This window comes from uncultured Arthrobacter sp., from assembly GCF_964021775.1.
GTDB lineage: Bacteria > Actinomycetota > Actinomycetes > Actinomycetales > Micrococcaceae > Arthrobacter.
On record NZ_CAXHZI010000002.1, the window covers coordinates 139542 to 157547 of the forward strand.

Genomic DNA, 18006 nt, shown 5'->3' on the forward strand with positions numbered 1-18006 from the left:
CAGCAACCATGCCACTCTCGCAAAACGGCGGCCTCAAGCCCGCGGGCCGGGGGCGCAATCCGCTCCGGGACCCGCGGGACCGCCGCCTGAACCGCATCGCCGGCCCCTCATCCCTGGTCCTCTTCGGCGTCACCGGTGACCTCGCCCGCAAGAAACTCATGCCGGCCGTCTACGACCTCGCCAACCGCGGGCTGCTGCCGCCGAGCTTCGCCCTCGTCGGGTTCGCCCGGCGGCAGTGGGAGAACGAGGACTTCGCCGCCGAGGTCAAGGAATCGGTCAAAAGCTACGCCCGCACACCGTTCGACGAGACGGTCTGGAAGCAGCTCTCCGAGGGCATCCGCTTCGTGCAGGGCGAGTTCGACGACGACGACGCCTTCGAAAGGCTCAGCGAAACGATCGACGAACTGGACGAACAGCGCGGCACCCGCGGCAACCACGCCTTCTACCTGTCCATCCCGCCGAAGGCCTTCGAACTGGTCTGCCGGCAGCTCTCCAAGCACGGCCTCGCCCAGGCCGAGGGGGACAAGTGGCGCCGCGTCGTGATCGAGAAGCCCTTCGGGCACGACCTCGAATCGGCCCGGCAGCTCAACGACATTGTGGAATCCGTCTTCCCGCCCGACGCGGTCTTCCGGATCGACCACTACCTCGGCAAGGAGACGGTCCAAAACATCCTGGCCCTGCGCTTCGCCAACCAGCTGTTCGAACCCCTGTGGAACGCCAACTACGTGGACCACGTCCAGATCACCATGGCCGAGGACATCGGCACGGGCGGCCGCGCCGGCTACTACGACGGCGTGGGCGCGGCCCGCGATGTGATCCAGAACCACCTGCTGCAGCTGCTGGCCCTGACTGCCATGGAGGAACCCATCTCCTTCAACGCGGACGACCTCCGCGCCGAGAAGGAAAAAGTCCTCGCAGCCGTGCGACTGCCGGACGACCTCTCCACGCACTCCGCCCGCGGCCAGTTCGCCGGCGGCTGGCAGGGCGGCGAACAGGTTCTGGGCTACCTCGAGGAAGAGGGCATCCCCGCCGACTCCACCACCGAGACGTTCGCGGCGATCCGAGTGGACATCAACACCCGGCGCTGGAGCGGTGTGCCGTTCTACCTGCGGGCCGGCAAGCGGCTGGGGCGCCGGGTGACGGAGATCGCCGTCGTGTTTAAGCGCGCTCCCAACCTGCTGTTCCGCGACCACGGGGAGGACGACTTCGGCCAGAACGCCGTGGTGATCCGGGTGCAGCCCGATGAGGGCGCCACGATCCGTTTCGGTTCCAAGGTCCCGGGCACCCAGATGGAAGTCCGCGACGTCACCATGGACTTCGGCTACGGCCACTCCTTCACGGAGTCGAGCCCGGAGGCGTACGAACGGCTCATCCTGGATGTGCTGCTCGGCGAGCCGCCGCTGTTCCCGCGGCACCAGGAGGTGGAACTGTCCTGGAAGATCCTGGACCCGTTCGAGGACTACTGGGCGTCCCTGAAGGAACAGCCGGAGCCCTACGCCCCCGGAAGCTGGGGCCCCGCCTCCGCCGATGAACTGCTCGCCCGCGACGGACGGACCTGGAGAAGGCCATGATCGTAGATCTTCCCGACACAACAACCTCCAAGATCTCCAAGAAGATCATGGCGCTGCGCGAACAGGGCGGCGTGATCGCCCTGGGCCGCGTGCTGACCCTGGTGGTGGTGACCAAGTCCGGGCTCGAAGAGGAAGCCATCGAGGCCGCCAACGAGGCCAGCCGGGAGCACCCGTGCCGCATCATCGTCCTGGCCGACGCCGGCGCCTCCGCGCCCACCCGGCTGGACGCCCAGATCCGGGTGGGCGGCGACGCCGGCGCTTCCGAGGTCATCCTGCTCCGCGGCTACGGCGAACTTGCGGAGGAAAGCGAATCCCTGGTGGCCGCGCTGCTGCTCCCGGATGCCCCGATTGTGGCCTGGTGGCCGCACGGCGCGCCGCGGAACGCCTGCGAGACGTCGATCGGCCGGATCGCGCACCGCCGTATCACGGACTCCGCGAACGAGCCGGACCCACTGGCGGCGCTGGACAATCTGCGCACCACCTACAAGGCCGGTGACACCGACCTTGCCTGGACCCGCCTGACCAACTGGCGGATCCAGTTGGCGGCCGTCCTGGACCAGGTCGACTCCTCGCCGGTCACCGCCGTCGCCGTCGAAGGCGCCTCGGACTCCCCCAGCACCATGCTGCTGGCGGCATGGCTCACCTTGGCGCTGGATGCCCCGGTGACCATCGTGGCCGATCCGGCCGGCACCGGAATCCGACGGGTGCGGTTGACCCGTACCGGTGGTGACGTGCAGCTGTTCCGGCCCGGGCTCACGGTGGCGGAGCTGACCCAGCCCGGCCAGCCGGCGCAGCGGATCTCGTTGCCGCGCCGCAGCCTCAAGGACTGCCTGGCCGAGGAACTCCGCCGCCTGGACCCGGACGAAGTCTTCGGCGAAGTGATTACTATGGGACTGCCCCGTACCAACCTAAGGAGTGTCCGTCCCAGTGAGCGCTGATCCCAGAGTAAGCATCCATCCAGACTCGACCGTCCTGATGGCCGCGATCGCGGCACGCCTGATCACCAAGCTGGTGGACATCCAGGATAAACACGGCGAGGCGACGGTGGTGTTGACCGGCGGTACGATGGGCATCGGCTCGCTCAAGGCCGTCGCTGAGTCGCCGGCCGCGCCGGCGGTGGACTGGTCGAAGGTGAACTTCTGGTGGGGCGACGAACGCTTCGTCGGCGGCGACGACGCCGACCGGAACGCCCGCCAGGCGCACGAGGCCCTGCTCTCGCACATCGAGGTGGACCCGGCGCGCGTCCACGTACCCGGCTCCACGGACGACTTCGGCACCCCCGAGGAGGCCGCCGCCGACTACGCCCGGCGGCTCGCCGAGGCTGCGGCGGCCGAGCACGCCGCCGACATGTCCGATGACCGCCCGGAAGAGCCCGGCAGCCTGCCGCGGCTGGACATCGTGCTGCTGGGCGTCGGCCCGGACGCCCACGTGGCTTCGCTGTTCCCGGAGCAGGCAGGCATCCGGGAGAAGGACCTGACCGTCGTCGGTGTCCGCAACTCCCCCAAGCCGCCGCCCGCCCGGCTCTCGCTCACGCTGCCGACGATCAACACCGCGAACGAGGTGTGGATGGTGGTGGCCGGCGATGACAAGGCCGGCGCCGTGGGCCTGGCCCTCGCCGGAGCCAACCCGGTGCAGGTGCCGGCGTCAGGGCCGCGCGGGCGCTTCCAGACACTGTGGCTGATTGACGAGGACGCGGCCTCACGCGTCCCCGAGCAGCTCGTCCGGAAGGGCGCGTCGGGCGCGTAACCTTTCCAGCGCTCCGGCCAGCACGTCTTCGGCGTCCTGGCTGGAGCGCCGCTCTTTAACGTATTCGAGATGGCTCTTGTACCCCTCGGCGGCCTCGTCCTCCAGGGCGAAGCGGGCCTCGTCGCGGGTGGCCGCGGCGCCGCAGCGGCGGCAGTCCCACACCCCGGGGATCTGCTCCTCCGGGAGCTTGGCGAACACCAGGGAGGTCTCGTGGCCCTTGGCGCACCGGTAGGTAACGCAGATCCGGGGTTGGCCCGCTCCGCCGTCGAGCGGTTCGTGGCGCGCCGAGGCTCCGGCGATGGCGCCCACGCGGATGCCCCTGAATCCGGAGGCAGAATGCAGCATCGGGAACTCCTGGCTACTCAGCTGGTGGATTGGTGCTTGCCAGCGACAGTGTAGTCCGGGAATTCCCGATGCCGGGAGGGCCGCAAGGCCCCTTATGAACTTTTGCGGAAGCGGGTATTAGGAGTCGGCGCCGGTGCTGAAGCGCATCAGCAGGCCGAGGGCGATGATCACAACGCCCCAGGTGACTCCGAGGATGACCGTGAAGCGGTTCAGGTTCCGCTCGGCCACGCCGGAAGAGCTGAGGCCGGAGCTCATGCCGCCGCCGAACATGTCGGACATACCGCCACCACGTCCCTTGTGCAGCAGGATGAGCAAGGTCAGCAGGAGGCTGGTGATGCCCAGCAGCACCTGCAGAATGACATGAAGAACGTCCACGACGGCCTTTCAGAAGAGGGGGATTGCGGGGGCCAACAGCTGTGTCCGGACTAATCCGTCAGCAGGTGACTCTCGAACCTGACAATATTAGCAAACTCGGCGGCGTCCAGACTGGCACCGCCGACCAGCAGCCCGTCCACGTCGCGTTCCTTCAGGATCGAGGCGGCGTTGTTGGCCTTGACCGAGCCCCCGTAGAGCAGGCGCGTCTTGGCGGCAACCGGGGCGTCGAAGAGGGTGGACAGCTCGGCGCGGATCGCGGCACACATTTCCTGGGCGTCCTCCGGTCCGGCAACCTCGCCGGTGCCGATGGCCCAGACCGGCTCGTACGCGACCACGAGCTCGGCGGCCTGTTCCGCGCTGAGTCCTTCGACGCCGGCCCGGAGCTGGGCCAGGGTGTGCTCGACGTGGGTACCGGCCTGGCGGACTTCAAGGCCCTCGCCGACGCAGAGCACCGGGGTGATGCCGTGCCGGAAGGCCGCCTTGGTCTTGGCGTTGAGCACCTCGTCGGACTCATCGTGGATGGTGCGGCGTTCGCTGTGGCCCACCAGGACGTAGCGGCAGCCGAGCTTGGCGAGGAACTGCCCGGAGATGTCCCCGGTGTAGGCGCCGGAGTCGAACTGCGAGAGGTCCTGGCCGCCGTAGGCGACGTCGAGTTCGTCGCCCTGGACGAGGGTCTGGACGCCGCGGAGATCCGTGAACGGCGGGAACACGGCGACCTCCACCCGGCTGTAGTCGTGCTTGGCGTCGGACAGGGTCCAGGCCAGCTTCTGCAGGAGGGTGATGCCCTGGACGTGGTCCATGTTCATCTTCCAGTTGCCCGCGATGAAGGGCTTGCGGTCGAACTTGCCGTTGGTTGACGTTGTCACGTGATCTCCAAAAGATTCGTTGCAGTGAAAGAACCGGCCGGGTCCCCGCAGTGCGGAACGGGGACCCGGCCGGCCGGGAGTTCTAGCGGTCCAGCACGCTCAGGCCGGGAAGTTCCTTGCCTTCAAGGTATTCCAGGCTGGCGCCGCCGCCGGTCGAAATGTGGCCGAACTGGTCATCGGCGAAGCCGAGGGTCCGCACCGCGGCGGCGGAGTCGCCGCCGCCCACCACCGTGAACGCGGCAGTCTCCGTCAGCGCCTGGGCGACGGCCCGGGTGCCGGCGGCGAAGGCGGGGAATTCGAAGACCCCCATCGGGCCGTTCCAGAACACCGTCTTGGCGCCCTTGATCCGTTCCGCGAACGCGGCGGAAGAGTCCGGTCCGATGTCCAAACCGATGCCGGAGGTGCCGAAGCGGCTGGACTCAATAGCGTCCGCGGATACCGTTTCGTGGTCGGCGTCGGCGGCGAACTTGGCAGCCACCACCACGTCGGTGGGGACCACAAATTCGGTGCCGGCGTCCGCGGCCCGCTTGAGGTAGTCCTGCACGACCGGGATCTGGTCCTCTTCCAGCAGGCTGCCCGCGACCTTGTGGCCGGCGGCGGCGAGGAAGGTGAACAGCATGCCGCCGCCCACCAGGATGGTGTCCGCCTTGCCGATCAGGTTGGCGATCACGGCGAGTTTGTCCGAGACCTTGGACCCGCCGAGCACCACGACGTAGGGCCGCTGGGTGTCGGTGGTCAGCTTGCGCAGCACCTCGACTTCGGTGCGGACCAGGTCGCCCTGGTAGGACGGCAGCCGGGTGGCGACGTCGTAGACGGATGCGTGCTTGCGGTGCACGGCACCGAAGGCATCGTCAACGAAGGCGCCGTTGTCGCCGGTGAGGGCGACCAGCTCGTCGGCGAAGGCGCCGCGCTCGGCGTCGTCCTTGGAGGTCTCACGGGCGTCAAAGCGCACGTTTTCGAGGACCAGGGCTTCGCCGTCCTGCAACGCGGCTGCGGCCGCCGTGGCGGCTTCGCCCACGGTGTCACCGGCAAGGGTCACCTTGAAGGACGCGAGCCCGGCCAGGCGCGCCACAGCGGGCTTGAGCGAGTACTTCTCCTCCGGGGCGCCCTTGGGGCGGCCGAGGTGCGCCGTTACCAGCACGCGGGCACCGGCGTCCGTGAGCTTCGACAGCACTGGCAGGGAGGCCTTGATCCGGCCGTCGTCAGTGACTGTAGAGCCGTCGAGCGGCACGTTCAGGTCACTTCTGACCAGAACGTACCGCCCGCGGACACCATCAGCGATCAGTTCGTCGAGGGTGTGGAATGTCATGGGTCTTACCCTAGCCCAGCTTCGACGCGACGAGCTCCGTGAGGTCGACGAGGCGGTTGGAGTAGCCCCACTCGTTGTCATACCAGGAAACAACCTTGACCTGGTTGCCGATGACCTTGGTCAGGCCGGAGTCGAAGATGGACGACGCCGGGTCCCCGACGATGTCCGAGGAGACGATCGGCTCGTCGGTGTAGGTCAACAGGCCCTTGAGCTCTTCGGTCTCGGACGCAGCCTTGAGCGCGGCGTTGACTTCCTCGACGGTGGTCTCGCGGGAAACGGTCACGGTGAGGTCGGTGGCGGAGCCGGTGGGGACCGGGACGCGGATGGCGTAGCCGTCCAGCTTGCCCTTGAGCTCCGGCAGGACCAGGCCGATCGCCTTGGCGGCTCCCGTGGAGGTGGGAACCATGTTGATGGCCGCGGCGCGGGCCCGGCGGAGGTCCTTGTGCGGGCCGTCCTGCAGGTTCTGGTCGGCGGTGTAAGCGTGGATGGTGGTCATCAGGCCGCGCTCGATGCCGAACGAGTCGTTGATGACCTTGGCCAGCGGGCCGAGGCAGTTGGTGGTGCAGGAGGCGTTGGAGATGATGTTGTGCGTGGCGTTGTCGTAGAGGCCGTCGTTGACGCCCATCACGATCGTGATGTCCTCGTCTGAGGCGGGCGCGGAGATCAGGACCTTCTTGGCGCCGGCGTCGATGTGCTTCTGCGCATCGGCGGCCTTGGTGAAGAAGCCGGTGGATTCGATCACGATGTCGACCCCCAGCTCGCCCCAGGGGAGGTTCGCCGGGTCGCGCTCGGCGAGGACCTTGACAGTCTTGCCGTCGACGACAATGTTGCCGTCCTTGACCTCGATGGTTTCGGCCAGGCGGCCGCCGACGGAGTCGTACTTGAAGAGGTGTGCGAGGGCTTCCGGGCTGGTGAGGTCGTTGACTGCAACGATCTCGAGGTCCGCTCCCTGCGCCAGGGCGGCGCGGAAGTAGTTGCGGCCGATGCGGCCGAAGCCGTTGATACCAATACGTGTCGTCACGTTTTCAGTCTCCTTGGTGCTCTATCAAGCACGACTAGTTGAGTAGGCGTTCAAGCCAACTAACAGATCCCGCACGCCATTGGGCAGAGATGATTACCAGATCGGAGGGCGACCAGCCACGTTGCTGAAGGCTAACCGCCTTCCGTGATCCATCTTACGTTTAAGTGGGCACGCCCCCGCAAGTGCGGGGGCGTGCCGTCCACAATTCGGGCCCAACGGTCCGAAATGTGAGCTTTGTTACAGCGACATTTCGGCTGGGCGCCGGTTCGGCGGGACCGCCCCTAGAGGGTGATCAGGCCGGTGGCGTTCTTGCGGGCAGCGTCGAAGCGCTTGGCGACGTCAGCCCAGTTCACGATGTTCCAGAACGCCTTGACATAATCGGCCTTGACGTTGACGTAGTCCAGGTAAAAGGCGTGCTCCCACATGTCCAGCATCAGCAGCGGCGTGGTGCCCAGTGCGACGTTGCCCTGCTGGTCATAGAGCTGCTCGATGACGAGGTTGCCGCCGATCGGTTCGTAGGCGAGGAAGCCCCAGCCGGAACCCTGCAGGCCCAGCGCCGCGGCGCTGAACTGGGCGCGGAAGGCGTCGAAAGAGCCGAAGGCGTCGTCGATGGCCGCCGCGAGCTCACCCTCGGGCTTGTCGCCGCCGTTCGGGGAGAGGTTCTTCCAGAACACGGAGTGGTTGATGTGTCCGCCGGTGTGGAACGCGAGGTCCTTGGAGAGGCGGTTGATGTTGGCGAAGTCGCCCTTCTCGCGTGCCTCGGCCAGCTGGGCCAGCGCGTTGTTGGCGCCGGCAACGTAGGTGGCGTGGTGCTTGCTGTGGTGCAGCTCCATGATTTTCGCGGAGATGTGGGGCTCCAGCGCGGCGTAATCGTAGTCAAGTTCGGGCAGTACGTACTCGGTCACAAAATCCTCCAATGTCGTGGACGGGTTCGTCCGGTTTTGCTAACTCTCGGATTGTGCATCCGGATGGTTGGACACCCGGAAGTCTATGGATGTGGATCCAGTGGGCATAGCCTCCGCTCCCGCTGAGGTATTCCCGGCTGCTGGATCCGATTCTGGCCCTGGAGCCGGCCGGTGGCTACTCGTCCAGCATTTCCGGGGTCACATTCGCCTCGGTGCCGGGGATGCCCAGGTCCTGTGCCCGTTTGTCCGCCATGGCCAGGAGGCGGCGGATCCGGCCGGCGATGGCGTCCTTGGTCATCACCGGGTCGGCCAGCCGGCCCAGCTCGTCCAGGCTGGCCTGCTTGTGCGCCACACGGAGTTCGCCGGCGTATTTGAGGTGGTCCGGGACGTCGTCGCCGAGGATCTCCAGGGCCCGTTCAACCCGGGCTCCGGCCGCGACGGCGGCCTGCGCCGAGCGGCGCAGGTTGGCGTCGTCGAAGTTGGCCAGCCGGTTCGCTGTGGCGCGGACTTCCTTGCGCATCCGCCGTTCCTCCCAGACCATCAGCGCGTCGTGCGCGCCCATCCGGGTCAGCAGCGCGGCGATGGTGTCGCCGTCGCGGATCACGACGCGGTCCACTCCCCTGACTTCGCGCGCCTTGGCCTGGATGCCGAGGCGGCGGGCGGCGCCGACGAGGGCAAGGGCGGATTCGGGGCCGGGACAGGTGACTTCCATCGCCGAGGAACGGCCGGGTTCGGTGAGCGAACCGTGGGCCAGGAACGCCCCGCGCCAGACGGCCTCGGCGTCGGCGGCGGAGCCGTTCACCACCACCGAGGGGAGGCCGCGGACGGGCCGGCCGCGGGCGTCCAGCAGGCCGGTCTGGCGGGCCAGAGCCTCGCCGTCGCGGACCACCCGGACCACGTAGCGGCTGCCGCGGCGCAGGCCGCCGCCGGAGACGACGATGATCTCGCTCTGGTGTCCGTAGACTTCGGCGATCGCGGCACGCAGCCGGCGCGCGGTGGAGGCCAGATCCACTTCGGCCTCGATCACGATCCGGCCGGAGATGATGTGCAGTCCGCCCGCGAAACGGAGCATGGCGGACACTTCAGCCTTGCGGACCGAGGACTTCTTGATGTCCAGCCGGGAAAGTTCTTCCTTGACTGATGCTGTCAGTGCCATGGCACCTTTCCTACCTGTTCCCGAAAATGTCGTGGTACGCCGTTGCCAGACGCAGCGGGTCGTGGATCGGCCGGCGGCTCGACGCCCCTACTTTACCCAAGACCACCTCAGCACCCAGCATCCCGGCGGCCCGCTCGAAGTCCGGGAGGTCCGGCACCGAGGCGGGGTCGGCCAGCACGACGTCGACGCTGAACTCCGGCGCGTAGTCCCGCAGCACGCGCAGGTGGTCCGCGGCGGTCATCCCGAGGGTCTCCTTGGTGTCCGTGGCGAGGTTCATCGTCAGGCAGCGCCGCGCCTCCGTCTTGCACAGCGCGTCGCGCATTTCCGGCAGCAGCAGATGCGGCAGCACCGAGGTGTACCAGGACCCGGGGCCCAGGACCACCCAGTCGGCGAGCTCGATCGCGGTCAGCGCCTCCACGCAGGCCGGAGCGGACTCCGGCAGCAGCCGGACGGCCTCGAGGGAGCCGGCGACGGCGCACTTGGCCTGCCCGCTGACGGTCTGCAGGACCGAACTGCCGTCGGGCCGCGTGACCCGGACCTCGCCTTCGATGGTGAGCGGGGTGGTGGACATTGGCAGGACCTGTCCCCGGGCGCCGAGCAGCGCTCCGGCCCATTGCAGTCCTACGACGGCGTCGCCCAGCAGTTCCCAGAGCGTAACGATCAGCAGGTTGCCCATGGCGTGCTCGTCAAGCGAGCCGCCGCGGCCCTTGCCGGGCTTGAACCGGTGCTGCATGACGTCGCGCCAGGTCCGGCCCCAGTCGGTGTCGTCGCACAGCGCGGACAGCGCCATCCGGAGGTCGCCCGGCGGCAGCACGCCGTACTCGTCGCGCAGCCGCCCGGAGGACCCGCCGTCGTCCGCGACCGTGACGATGGCGGTCAGCTCGGAGGTGAGCAGGCGCAGGGCTGAGAGGGAGGCGGAGAGGCCGTGGCCGCCGCCGAGGGCGACCACGGAGGGGCCTTTGTCCTGCTGGCCGGCGGAGGCCGCGCTGGCGGCCGGAACCAGGGGCAGCGGCCCGGTGAGGAGCGCCATTACTCGCGGCCCAGATCCCGGTGGGTGGTGGTGACGGTGACCCGGGGGTACTGCGCCAGCCGCCGTGAGAGTTCGACGGCGACGGCGACCGAGCGGTGCTTGCCGCCGGTGCAGCCCACGGCGATGGTCGCGTAGTGCTTGTTTTCGCGCCGGTAGCCGTCCAGGACGGGTTCCAGCGCCAGCACGTAGCGTTCCACGAAGTTGCCCACACCCTCGGCGTCGAGCACGTAGTCGCTGACGTCCTTGTCCAGGCCGGTGTGCGGGCGCAGTTGCGGCACCCAGTGCGGGTTGGGGATAAAGCGGGCGTCGGCGACGAAGTTGGCGTCCACCGGCAGCCCGTATTTGAAGCCGAAACTCATGACGTTCAGGCGCAGCGCCACGGGGCCCGTTTCGCTGAACAGTTCGGTGATGGCGGTCGCGAGGCCGTGTACGTTCAGCGTCGAGGTATCCAGCACAATGTCCGCCGAGTCACGGAGCTCCTGCAGCAGTTCGCGTTCCGCTGCGATGCCGTCGAGGATCCTGCCGCCGCCCTGCAGCGGGTGCGGGCGCCGGCCTTGTTCGAAACGGCGCACCAGGACGTCGTCGCTGGCGTCCAGGAAGAGCACCCGGAAGGTGACGCCGCTGGCCTCGAGGTTGCGCAGCGCGGTTCGGATGTCCGCGAACAGGTCCTTGCTGCGCACGTCGACGACGACGGCGAGTTTGGAGATGGAGCCGGGCGCGTGGGAGACCAGCTCCGCGAGCGTTCCCAGCATCTGCGGCGGAAGGTTGTCCACGACGTACCAGCCGTGGTCCTCGAGGGCATCCGACGCGGTGCTCCGGCCGGCCCCGGACATCCCGGTCACCACGAGCAGCTCGGCCTCAATCGGCTTGACGGGGGTCAAGCCGTCCGCCTCCACGCCGGATCCTGCCGTTGACTCTGCCATCAGTCGTGCCCCATCTCTGCTGTCTGCTCTGCCATGCGCCCGCGGTCCGGCGCAGTTGCCTGCCGCCCGCGCGCCATACCTCAGCTCCTTACCCTAGCTAAGATTGCCGGTGCTAGCTAAGTTTCGAGGATTTCGCCCGTCGTCATGTTTACGGCCGGGGCAACAGGCCTGTCCGCGCCGTCGTCCGCGTTGAAATGCCGCACGATCGCGCCGGCGAGGGCGGGCCCGATCCCCTTGGCGGCCGTCAGCTCCTCGATGCTGGCGGCCTTGATGCTTTTTACCGAGCCGAACTGGTTCAGCAGGGCCTTGCGCTTGGAGTCGCCAAGGCCGGGCACGCCGTCCAGGGCGGAGACCGTCATGGCCTTGCCGCGCTTTTGCCGGTGGAAGGAGATGGCGAAGCGGTGCGCCTCGTCCCGGATCCGCTGCAGCAGGTACAGGCCGGCGGACGCGCGGGGCAGGATGACCGGGAAGTCGCTGTCCGGCAGCCAGACCTCCTCGAGCCGCTTGGCGAGCCCGACGACGTAGACGTCGTCGATGCCGAGTTCGGCCAGGGCCTTCGCCGCGGCGTTCACCTGGGGCTTGCCGCCGTCGACGACGACCAGGTTGGGCGGGTAGGCGAACTTGGTCCGGGGCGCCGGCGTCGTCGTGTCGGTGAGCGGGGCGTCGGCCACTGCGGCGGCCTGGGCGGCGGCCAGCGGTCCGGAACCTTCGGCCGTCTTGTCGGCTTGTTCCTGCAGGTAGTTCCGGAAGCGGCGCGTCAGGACGTCGTGCATTGCCGCCGTGTCGTCGTTGGCCGCGGCTCCGGTGACCGAGAATTTCCGGTAGTCGGATTTCTTGGGCAGCCCGTCCTCGACCACCACCATGGAGCCAACCACGTTGGTGCCCTGGATGTGTGAGATGTCGAAGCATTCGATCCGCATCAGCGCGACCGGCAGGTCCAGCGCCTCCTGCAGTTCCTGCAGCGCCTGGGAGCGCATGGTCAGGTCGCCGGCACGCCGGGACTTGTGCAGCTTGAGCGCGTGTTCGGCGTTGTCCCGGACGGTGGAGAGCAGCGTGGCCTTGTCGCCGCGCTGCGGGACGCGGATGTCCACCCGGGCCCCGCGCAGCCCGCTGAGCCATTGGGCCAGTTCGGCGGCGTTGCTGGGCTCGGCCGGGACGAGCACCTCCCGGGGCATCCTGCCCTGGCTTTCGCCTTCCTCGCCGTAGACCTGCTGCAGCAGGTGCTCCACGAGGTCAGGGGTGGTGGAGTCCTCGACCTTTTCCACCACCCAGCCGCGCTGGCCGCGGATCCGGCCGCCCCGGACGTGGAAGACCTGGACCGCGGCCTCAAGCTCGTCCTCGTGCAGCGCGAACACGTCGGCGTCGGTGTCCTCGGCCAGGACCACGGCGTTGCGTTCGAAGACCTTTTTCAGCGCGATGATGTCATCGCGCACCCGGGCGGCCCGTTCGTAATCCAGCTCCGCGACGGCCGCGGCCATGTCCTTCTCCAGCCGCGAGACAAAGCGTTTCGCCTCGCCGCCCATGAAGGCGCAGAAATCCTCCGCCAGGGCGCGGTGGTCCTCGGCCGAGATCCGGCCGACGCAGGGTGCGGCGCACTTGTCGATGTAACCGAGCAGGCAGGGCCGCCCGCTGGCTTCGGCGCGTTTCAGGACGCCGGCGCTGCAGCTGCGGACCGGGAAGACCCGCAGCAGGGTGTCCATAGTGTCGCGGATCGCGCCGGCCGTGTAAGGGCCGAAATAGCGGGTTCCCTTGCGCCGTTCGCCGCGCAGGACCTGTACCCGGGGGTACTTCTCCCCCATCGTGACGGCGAGGTACGGATAGGACTTGTCGTCGCGGAACATGACGTTGAACCGCGGCTTGAATTCCTTGATCCAGGTGTACTCCAGCTGCAGGGATTCCAGCTCGCTGCCGACGACGGTCCACTCCACGCTGCTGGCGGTGTGCACCATGGCGTGGGTTTTGGGCATCAGGCCCGCGGGGTTCGCGAAGTAGGAGTTCAGCCTGGAGCGGAGGTTCTTGGCCTTGCCGACGTAGATGACCCGGCCGTGCGGGTCGCGAAAGCGGTAAACGCCCGGGTTGGTCGGGATCTCCCCCGTCTGGGGGCGGTAACTAGCTGGATTTGCCACCAGTCCATTCTACTGAGCCGGCCGGCTCGCAGCCGACCGCGCCCCTCCGCACGAGGTGCACCCGCCCGGTGGAGCGGCTAGTCGACGCTCTTGCTCTGGTTGTAGGTGGTGGCCCGCTGCTGCCCGCTCAGTTCCGCGATCGCGTCCATGATCCGGTCCGTGACCTGGCGCCGCGCCGGCAGGGAGTGGTCCGGACCGGTCTTGTCGAAATAAAGCGGCTCACCCACCTTCATGGTGAAGTGCTGCGGGGTGACCTTATTGCTGTCCGCCGGCTGCAGGTTCTCCGTGCCGATCAACCCGACCGGGATCACCGGGGCGCCCGTGGTGAGGGCGAGCCAGCCGACGCCGGTGCGGCCCCGGTAGAGGATTCCATCGCGGGAGCGGGTGCCCTCCGGGTAGATTCCAACGCCCTTGCCGGCGTCGAGGATGTCCAGCAGCGTCTTCAGCGCCTGGACACTGGCGGCCTGTTCGCCGCGTTCCACCGGGATGGAGCCGACAGCCTCGAAGAAGGACTTCATCACCTTGCCCTTGACGCCGCCCGTGGTGAAATATTCCGCCTTGGCGAAGAAAGCGACGGGGCGGGGCATCAGTGCCTGGACGATCACGCTGTCCAGAAAGGACAGGTGGTTGGGCGCCACGATGAACGGGCCCTCTTTTGGCACGTTCTCGAGTCCGACGACGGTGGGCCGGCACGTGGAGGAAATGAGCCCGCGCGTGGTCCAGCGGATCGCGTCAAACATTGCCAATGGTGTGCACCTCATTCAGCTGCAGGGCGGCGGTCCGGACGGGGTCCAGCCTGGAAATAGTCTCGTGAAGGTCGGAGGTGCTGTGCACGACCGCCACTGCGCCCGCCTCACGGAGTTCGCCGTCGAGCGCAAAGCCCCAGCCTACCCCGATGCATTCCAGGCCGTTGGCAGCCGCTCCGGCCACATCCTGGGCCCGGTCCCCCACCATGACCGCGTGCCCGGTCCCGAGGTCCGCCAGGGCGGCGGCAACGATGCCGGCCTTTCCGGCCGGACCGTGGGCGGTCGTCGATTCGTCCGCTGCGGAGCCGCGGACGGACCGGAACAGGCCGGCGATGCCGTGGTGCTCCAGGACCATGCGGGCCAGGTGTTCGGGTTTTTGGGTGGCGACAGCGGTTGGCCGTCCGGCGTCGGCGTATGATTCCAGCAGCTCACGGATGCCGTCGTAGAGCCGGCTCTGCGCAATGCCGCTGGACAGGTAGTGCCCCCGGTAGATCCGGATGGCCTCGTCCAGTTGTTCCGCAGGCACGCCGGCAATGTCCAGGAGCGAATGGCTGAGTTTCGGGCCGATCATCGCGTCCAGCCTGTCCGGTCCCGGGACGGGAAGTCCAAGCTCGCTGAGGGCGGCGGAGATACCGGCCGTGATTCCCCCGGCCGGATCAACAAGGGTGCCGTCCAGGTCGAAGATCACGGGCACGGAGGTAGGCATCACGGGCCTTAGTTTCTCACGACCGCGGGGATGCCTGAAATTCGCATACCGCTGCGGGTATGGGTCAGGGCGGGCCCGCGACGCGCGGATGCCCTGCCGCCCCCCGGAATTCCGGCGGCGGCAGGGCAGCTGCATGTCAGGTCAGTGCGGGCTTCGGACTAGTTGAGGATCTCGGCCAGGAAAGCCGCGGTGTGGCTGTCCTTGGACTTCGCGACATGCTCCGGTGTACCCGATGCGACCACCCGGCCGCCGCCGGAACCGCCGTCGGGTCCCAGGTCGACGATCCAGTCCGCGCTCTTGATGACGTCGAGGTTGTGCTCGATCGTGATCACGGTGTTGCCCTTTTCGACCAGGCCCTGCAGCACCATCAGGAGCTTGCGGATGTCCTCGAAATGCAGTCCGGTGGTGGGCTCGTCGAGCACGTAGACGCTGCGGCCATTCGAGCGCTTCTGCAGTTCCGCGGCAAGCTTCACGCGCTGCGCCTCGCCGCCGGAGAGCGTCGTGGCGGGCTGGCCGAGCCGCACGTAGCCGAGGCCGACGTCGACGAGCGTCCGCAGGTGCCGGGCGATCGGCGAGAACGCGGCGAAGAACTCGGCGCCCTCCTCGATCGGCATGTTCAGCACGTCCGCGATGGTTTTGCCCTTGTAGTGCACCTCAAGCGTCTCGCGGTTGTAGCGGGCGCCGTGGCACACCTCGCACGGGACGTAGACGTCCGGCAGGAAGTTCATCTCGATCTTCAGCGTGCCGTCGCCGGAGCAGGCCTCGCAGCGTCCGCCCTTGACGTTGAAGGAGAACCGGCCCGGCTGGTAGCCCCGGACCTTAGCCTCGTTGGTCTCCGCGAACAGCTTCCGGATGTGGTCGAACACGCCCGTGTAGGTGGCCGGGTTGGACCGCGGGGTGCGGCCGATGGGGCTCTGGTCAACGTGCACCACCTTGTCCAGGTGCTCGAGGCCTTGGACCGTCTTGTGCCGCCCGGCGACCTGCTTGGCGCCGTTGAGCTTGTTGGCGAGCACCTTGTAGAGAATCTCGTTGACCAGGGTGGACTTGCCGGAACCGCTGACGCCGGTGACGGCCGTGAACAGGCCCAGCGGGAAGGCGGCGTCCACGTTGAGCAGGTTGTTTTCCTTGGCGCCGACGACCTTGAGCTCGCGCTTCTTGTCGTACTTGCGCCGCTTCTTCGGCACCTCGATGGACTTCCGCCCGGAGAGGTAGTCGCCGGTCAGGGACTCGGTGTTTTTCAACAGGTCCTGGTAGGAGCCGGAGTGGACGACCATGCCGCCGTGCTCGCCGGCGCCCGGTCCGATGTCCACCACCCAGTCTGCCTCGTGGATGGTGTCCTCGTCGTGTTCGACCACGATCAGGGTGTTGCCCAGGTCCCGGAGCCGGGTGAGGGTTTCGATCAGGCGGCGGTTGTCGCGCTGGTGCAGCCCGATGGACGGCTCGTCGAGGACGTACAGCACGCCGACCAGGCCGGAACCGATCTGGGTGGCGAGGCGGATGCGCTGCGCCTCGCCGCCGGAAAGCGTGCCGGAGGGCCGCTCCAGGTTCAGGTACTCGAGGCCGACGTCGAGCAGGAAGGTCAGGCGGGCCTGGATCTCCTTGAGGACCTGGTGCGCGATCTGGGCCTCGCGGCCGCTGAGGACCAGGGTGTCCAGGAAGTGCGCGCACTCGCGCATGGGCAGCGCGGCGACCTCGGCGATCGACTTGCCGTTGATCAGGACCGAGAGCGACGCCGGGTTCAGCCGGGCGCCGTTGCAGGCCGGGCACGGGACCTGGCGCATGTACTCCTCGTAGCGGTCCCGCGCCGAGTCGGAATCCGTTTCCGTGTGCTTGCGGTGCACGTACTGGACGACGCCTTCGAAGCCGGTGCTGTACTTGCGTTCCCGGCCGAAGCGGTTGCGGTATTGCACCACGACCTTGTGGTCCTTGCCGTGCAGCACGGTCTGCCGGGCCTCGGTGGAGAGCTTCTCCCACGGCGTGGTCATCTTGAAGCCGATTTCCTTGGCCAGGCCGCCAAGGAGCCGGTTCCAGTACTCGGTGGTGGCGGTACCGAGAGACCACGGCGCGATGGCCCCCTCGGAGAGGGAGAGCTCCGGGTTGGGGATCAGGAGTTCCTCGTCGACCTCCAGCTTGGTGCCGATACCGCTGCAGGCGGAGCAAGCGCCGAACGGGTTGTTGAAGGAGAACGAGCGGGGTTCGATCTCATCGATGGCGAGGGGGTGCTCGTTGGGGCAGGCGAGGTGCTCGGAGAAGGCGCGGATCCGTTCCGGATCGTCGGCGTCAAGGTCAACGAATTCGGCCAGCACCCGGCCCTCGGCCAGGCCCAGCGCGGTTTCCACCGAGTCGGTGAGGCGCTGGCTGATACCCTCCTTCACGACCAGGCGGTCCACCACCACTTCAATGGTGTGCTTGAACTGCTTGCCCAGCTTGGGCGGATCGCTGAGCTGGATCAGCTTGTCGTCCACCCGGGCCCGGGAGTAGCCCTTCGCGGTGAGCTCCTTGAACAGTTCAACAAACTCGCCCTTGCGGCCGCGGACCACGGGCGCCAGGACCTGGAACCGGGTGCCCTCGGGCAGTTCCAGAAGCTGGTCGACGATCTGCTGCGGGGTCTGCTTGGTGACCGGCTCGCCGCAGACGGGGCAATGCGGGCGCCCCACCCGGGCCCAGAGCAGGCGCATGTAGTCGTAGATCTCGGTGATCGTGCCCACAGTGGAACGCGGGTTCTTGCTCGTGGACTTCTGGTCGATCGACACCGCCGGGGAGAGCCCCTCGATGAAGTCGACGTCGGGCTTGTCCACCTGGCCCAGGAACTGGCGCGCGTACGCGGAGAGTGATTCCACGTAGCGCCGCTGGCCCTCGGCGAAAATGGTGTCGAAGGCGAGCGAGGACTTGCCGGAGCCGGAGAGGCCTGTGAAGACGATCATCGCGTCGCGCGGCAGGTCGAGGTCGACGTTGCGCAGGTTGTGCTCGCGTGCGCCCTTGACGACGAGGCGGGACAAGTCGGGGCGGGCCAGTTCCGCACCCGCCGACGCCGGGCTGGACGGCTGCGGGCTGGCCGCTTTCCCGGACTTCACCGGTGCGGCAGCGGACTGGACATCGACGGCGGGTTCTTCAGCTAAGGCTTTAGGCACGCCTCCAATGCTAATCGAAAACTTCTTCGAATATCTATTCGGGCGGAGGT

16 protein-coding genes are annotated in these 18006 nt (G+C 67.8%); 3 read left to right on the forward strand and 13 right to left on the reverse strand.

Features of this window, described 5'->3' with window-relative positions:
• Positions 1-8 precede the first annotated feature (8 nt).
• The 3 genes from zwf to pgl are packed head-to-tail and all read left to right on the forward strand — an operon-like array spanning position 9 to position 3317.
• Complete coding sequence (gene zwf, locus ABIN76_RS02545) at positions 9-1571, forward strand: glucose-6-phosphate dehydrogenase (protein ID WP_346958147.1); 1563 nt, start codon at positions 9-11, stop codon at positions 1569-1571.
• Positions 1568-2509 (forward strand): glucose-6-phosphate dehydrogenase assembly protein OpcA, encoded by a 942-nt coding sequence (locus tag ABIN76_RS02550; protein ID WP_346958148.1) that lies wholly within the window; start codon positions 1568-1570, stop codon positions 2507-2509. The genes zwf and ABIN76_RS02550 overlap by 4 nt, the downstream gene beginning before the upstream one ends.
• Positions 2499-3317 carry a 6-phosphogluconolactonase gene (pgl, locus tag ABIN76_RS02555; protein ID WP_346958149.1) on the forward strand — a complete coding sequence of 273 codons (819 nt, stop codon included), beginning with the start codon at positions 2499-2501 and terminating at the stop codon, positions 3315-3317. Before ABIN76_RS02550 ends, pgl begins: the two co-directional genes overlap by 11 nt.
• On the opposite strand, the gene ABIN76_RS02560 is transcribed toward pgl, so the two are convergent.
• From ABIN76_RS02560 to uvrA, 13 genes are all read right to left on the reverse strand, one after another.
• Positions 3270-3662 (reverse strand): RNA polymerase-binding protein RbpA, encoded by a 393-nt coding sequence (locus ABIN76_RS02560; protein ID WP_346958150.1) that lies wholly within the window; start codon positions 3660-3662, stop codon positions 3270-3272. The genes pgl and ABIN76_RS02560 overlap by 48 nt on opposite strands.
• A 117-nt stretch (positions 3663-3779) precedes the next feature.
• Positions 3780-4037 carry a preprotein translocase subunit SecG gene (secG, locus tag ABIN76_RS02565; RefSeq protein ID WP_346958151.1) on the reverse strand — a complete coding sequence of 86 codons (258 nt, stop codon included), beginning with the start codon at positions 4035-4037 and terminating at the stop codon, positions 3780-3782.
• Between the two features lie 50 nt (positions 4038-4087).
• Positions 4088-4903, reverse strand: coding sequence for a triose-phosphate isomerase (gene tpiA, locus ABIN76_RS02570; protein ID WP_346958152.1), 816 nt, complete (start codon positions 4901-4903; stop codon positions 4088-4090).
• Between the two features lie 82 nt (positions 4904-4985).
• The gene (locus ABIN76_RS02575; RefSeq protein ID WP_346958153.1) at positions 4986-6212 is read right to left on the reverse strand and encodes a phosphoglycerate kinase; all 1227 of its coding nucleotides are present in this window, start codon (positions 6210-6212) and stop codon (positions 4986-4988) included.
• Between the two features lie 10 nt (positions 6213-6222).
• Positions 6223-7233 (reverse strand): type I glyceraldehyde-3-phosphate dehydrogenase, encoded by a 1011-nt coding sequence (gene gap, locus ABIN76_RS02580; protein WP_346958154.1) that lies wholly within the window; start codon positions 7231-7233, stop codon positions 6223-6225.
• A gap of 281 nt (positions 7234-7514) precedes the next feature.
• Positions 7515-8138 carry a superoxide dismutase gene (locus ABIN76_RS02585; RefSeq protein ID WP_346958155.1) on the reverse strand — a complete coding sequence of 208 codons (624 nt, stop codon included), beginning with the start codon at positions 8136-8138 and terminating at the stop codon, positions 7515-7517.
• 175 nt (positions 8139-8313) lie between these two features.
• Positions 8314-9294, reverse strand: coding sequence for a DNA-binding protein WhiA (gene whiA / locus ABIN76_RS02590; protein ID WP_346958156.1), 981 nt, complete (start codon positions 9292-9294; stop codon positions 8314-8316).
• 10 nt (positions 9295-9304) lie between these two features.
• Positions 9305-10324, reverse strand: coding sequence for a uridine diphosphate-N-acetylglucosamine-binding protein YvcK (gene yvcK / locus ABIN76_RS02595; RefSeq protein WP_346958157.1), 1020 nt, complete (start codon positions 10322-10324; stop codon positions 9305-9307).
• Positions 10324-11247 (reverse strand): RNase adapter RapZ, encoded by a 924-nt coding sequence (rapZ, locus tag ABIN76_RS02600; RefSeq protein WP_346958158.1) that lies wholly within the window; start codon positions 11245-11247, stop codon positions 10324-10326. The genes yvcK and rapZ overlap by 1 nt, the downstream gene beginning before the upstream one ends.
• 116 nt (positions 11248-11363) lie before the next feature.
• On the reverse strand, positions 11364-13373 hold the full coding sequence (uvrC, locus tag ABIN76_RS02605; protein WP_346958159.1) for an excinuclease ABC subunit UvrC: 2010 nt from the start codon (positions 13371-13373) through the stop codon (positions 11364-11366).
• A 77-nt stretch (positions 13374-13450) separates the two neighbouring features.
• Positions 13451-14119 (reverse strand): lysophospholipid acyltransferase family protein, encoded by a 669-nt coding sequence (locus tag ABIN76_RS02610; protein ID WP_346958160.1) that lies wholly within the window; start codon positions 14117-14119, stop codon positions 13451-13453.
• Entirely contained in the window at positions 14106-14825 is a 720-nt protein-coding gene (locus ABIN76_RS02615) for an HAD hydrolase-like protein (protein ID WP_346958339.1), read from the reverse strand. The genes ABIN76_RS02610 and ABIN76_RS02615 overlap by 14 nt, the downstream gene beginning before the upstream one ends.
• A 158-nt stretch (positions 14826-14983) precedes the next feature.
• Positions 14984-17839: an excinuclease ABC subunit UvrA gene (uvrA, locus tag ABIN76_RS02620; protein ID WP_346958340.1), complete on the reverse strand. Its 2856-nt coding sequence runs from the start codon at positions 17837-17839 to the stop codon at positions 14984-14986.
• Between the last annotated feature and the right edge of the window lie 167 nt (positions 17840-18006).

Excerpts from the sequence above, each read along its gene's own strand:
- zwf (WP_346958147.1), top strand. The coding sequence starts at position 9 with ATGCCACTCTCGCAAAACGGCGGCCTCAAGCCCGCGGGCCGGGGGCGC.
- ABIN76_RS02550 (WP_346958148.1), top strand. The coding sequence starts at position 1,568 with ATGATCGTAGATCTTCCCGACACAACAACCTCCAAGATCTCCAAGAAG.
- ABIN76_RS02560 (WP_346958150.1), bottom strand. The coding sequence starts at position 3,662 with ATGCTGCATTCTGCCTCCGGATTCAGGGGCATCCGCGTGGGCGCCATC.
- ABIN76_RS02575 (WP_346958153.1), bottom strand. The coding sequence starts at position 6,212 with ATGACATTCCACACCCTCGACGAACTGATCGCTGATGGTGTCCGCGGG.
- whiA (WP_346958156.1), bottom strand. The coding sequence starts at position 9,294 with ATGGCACTGACAGCATCAGTCAAGGAAGAACTTTCCCGGCTGGACATC.
- yvcK (WP_346958157.1), bottom strand. The coding sequence starts at position 10,324 with ATGGCGCTCCTCACCGGGCCGCTGCCCCTGGTTCCGGCCGCCAGCGCG.
- rapZ (WP_346958158.1), bottom strand. The coding sequence starts at position 11,247 with ATGGCAGAGTCAACGGCAGGATCCGGCGTGGAGGCGGACGGCTTGACC.
- ABIN76_RS02615 (WP_346958339.1), bottom strand. The coding sequence starts at position 14,825 with ATGCCTACCTCCGTGCCCGTGATCTTCGACCTGGACGGCACCCTTGTT.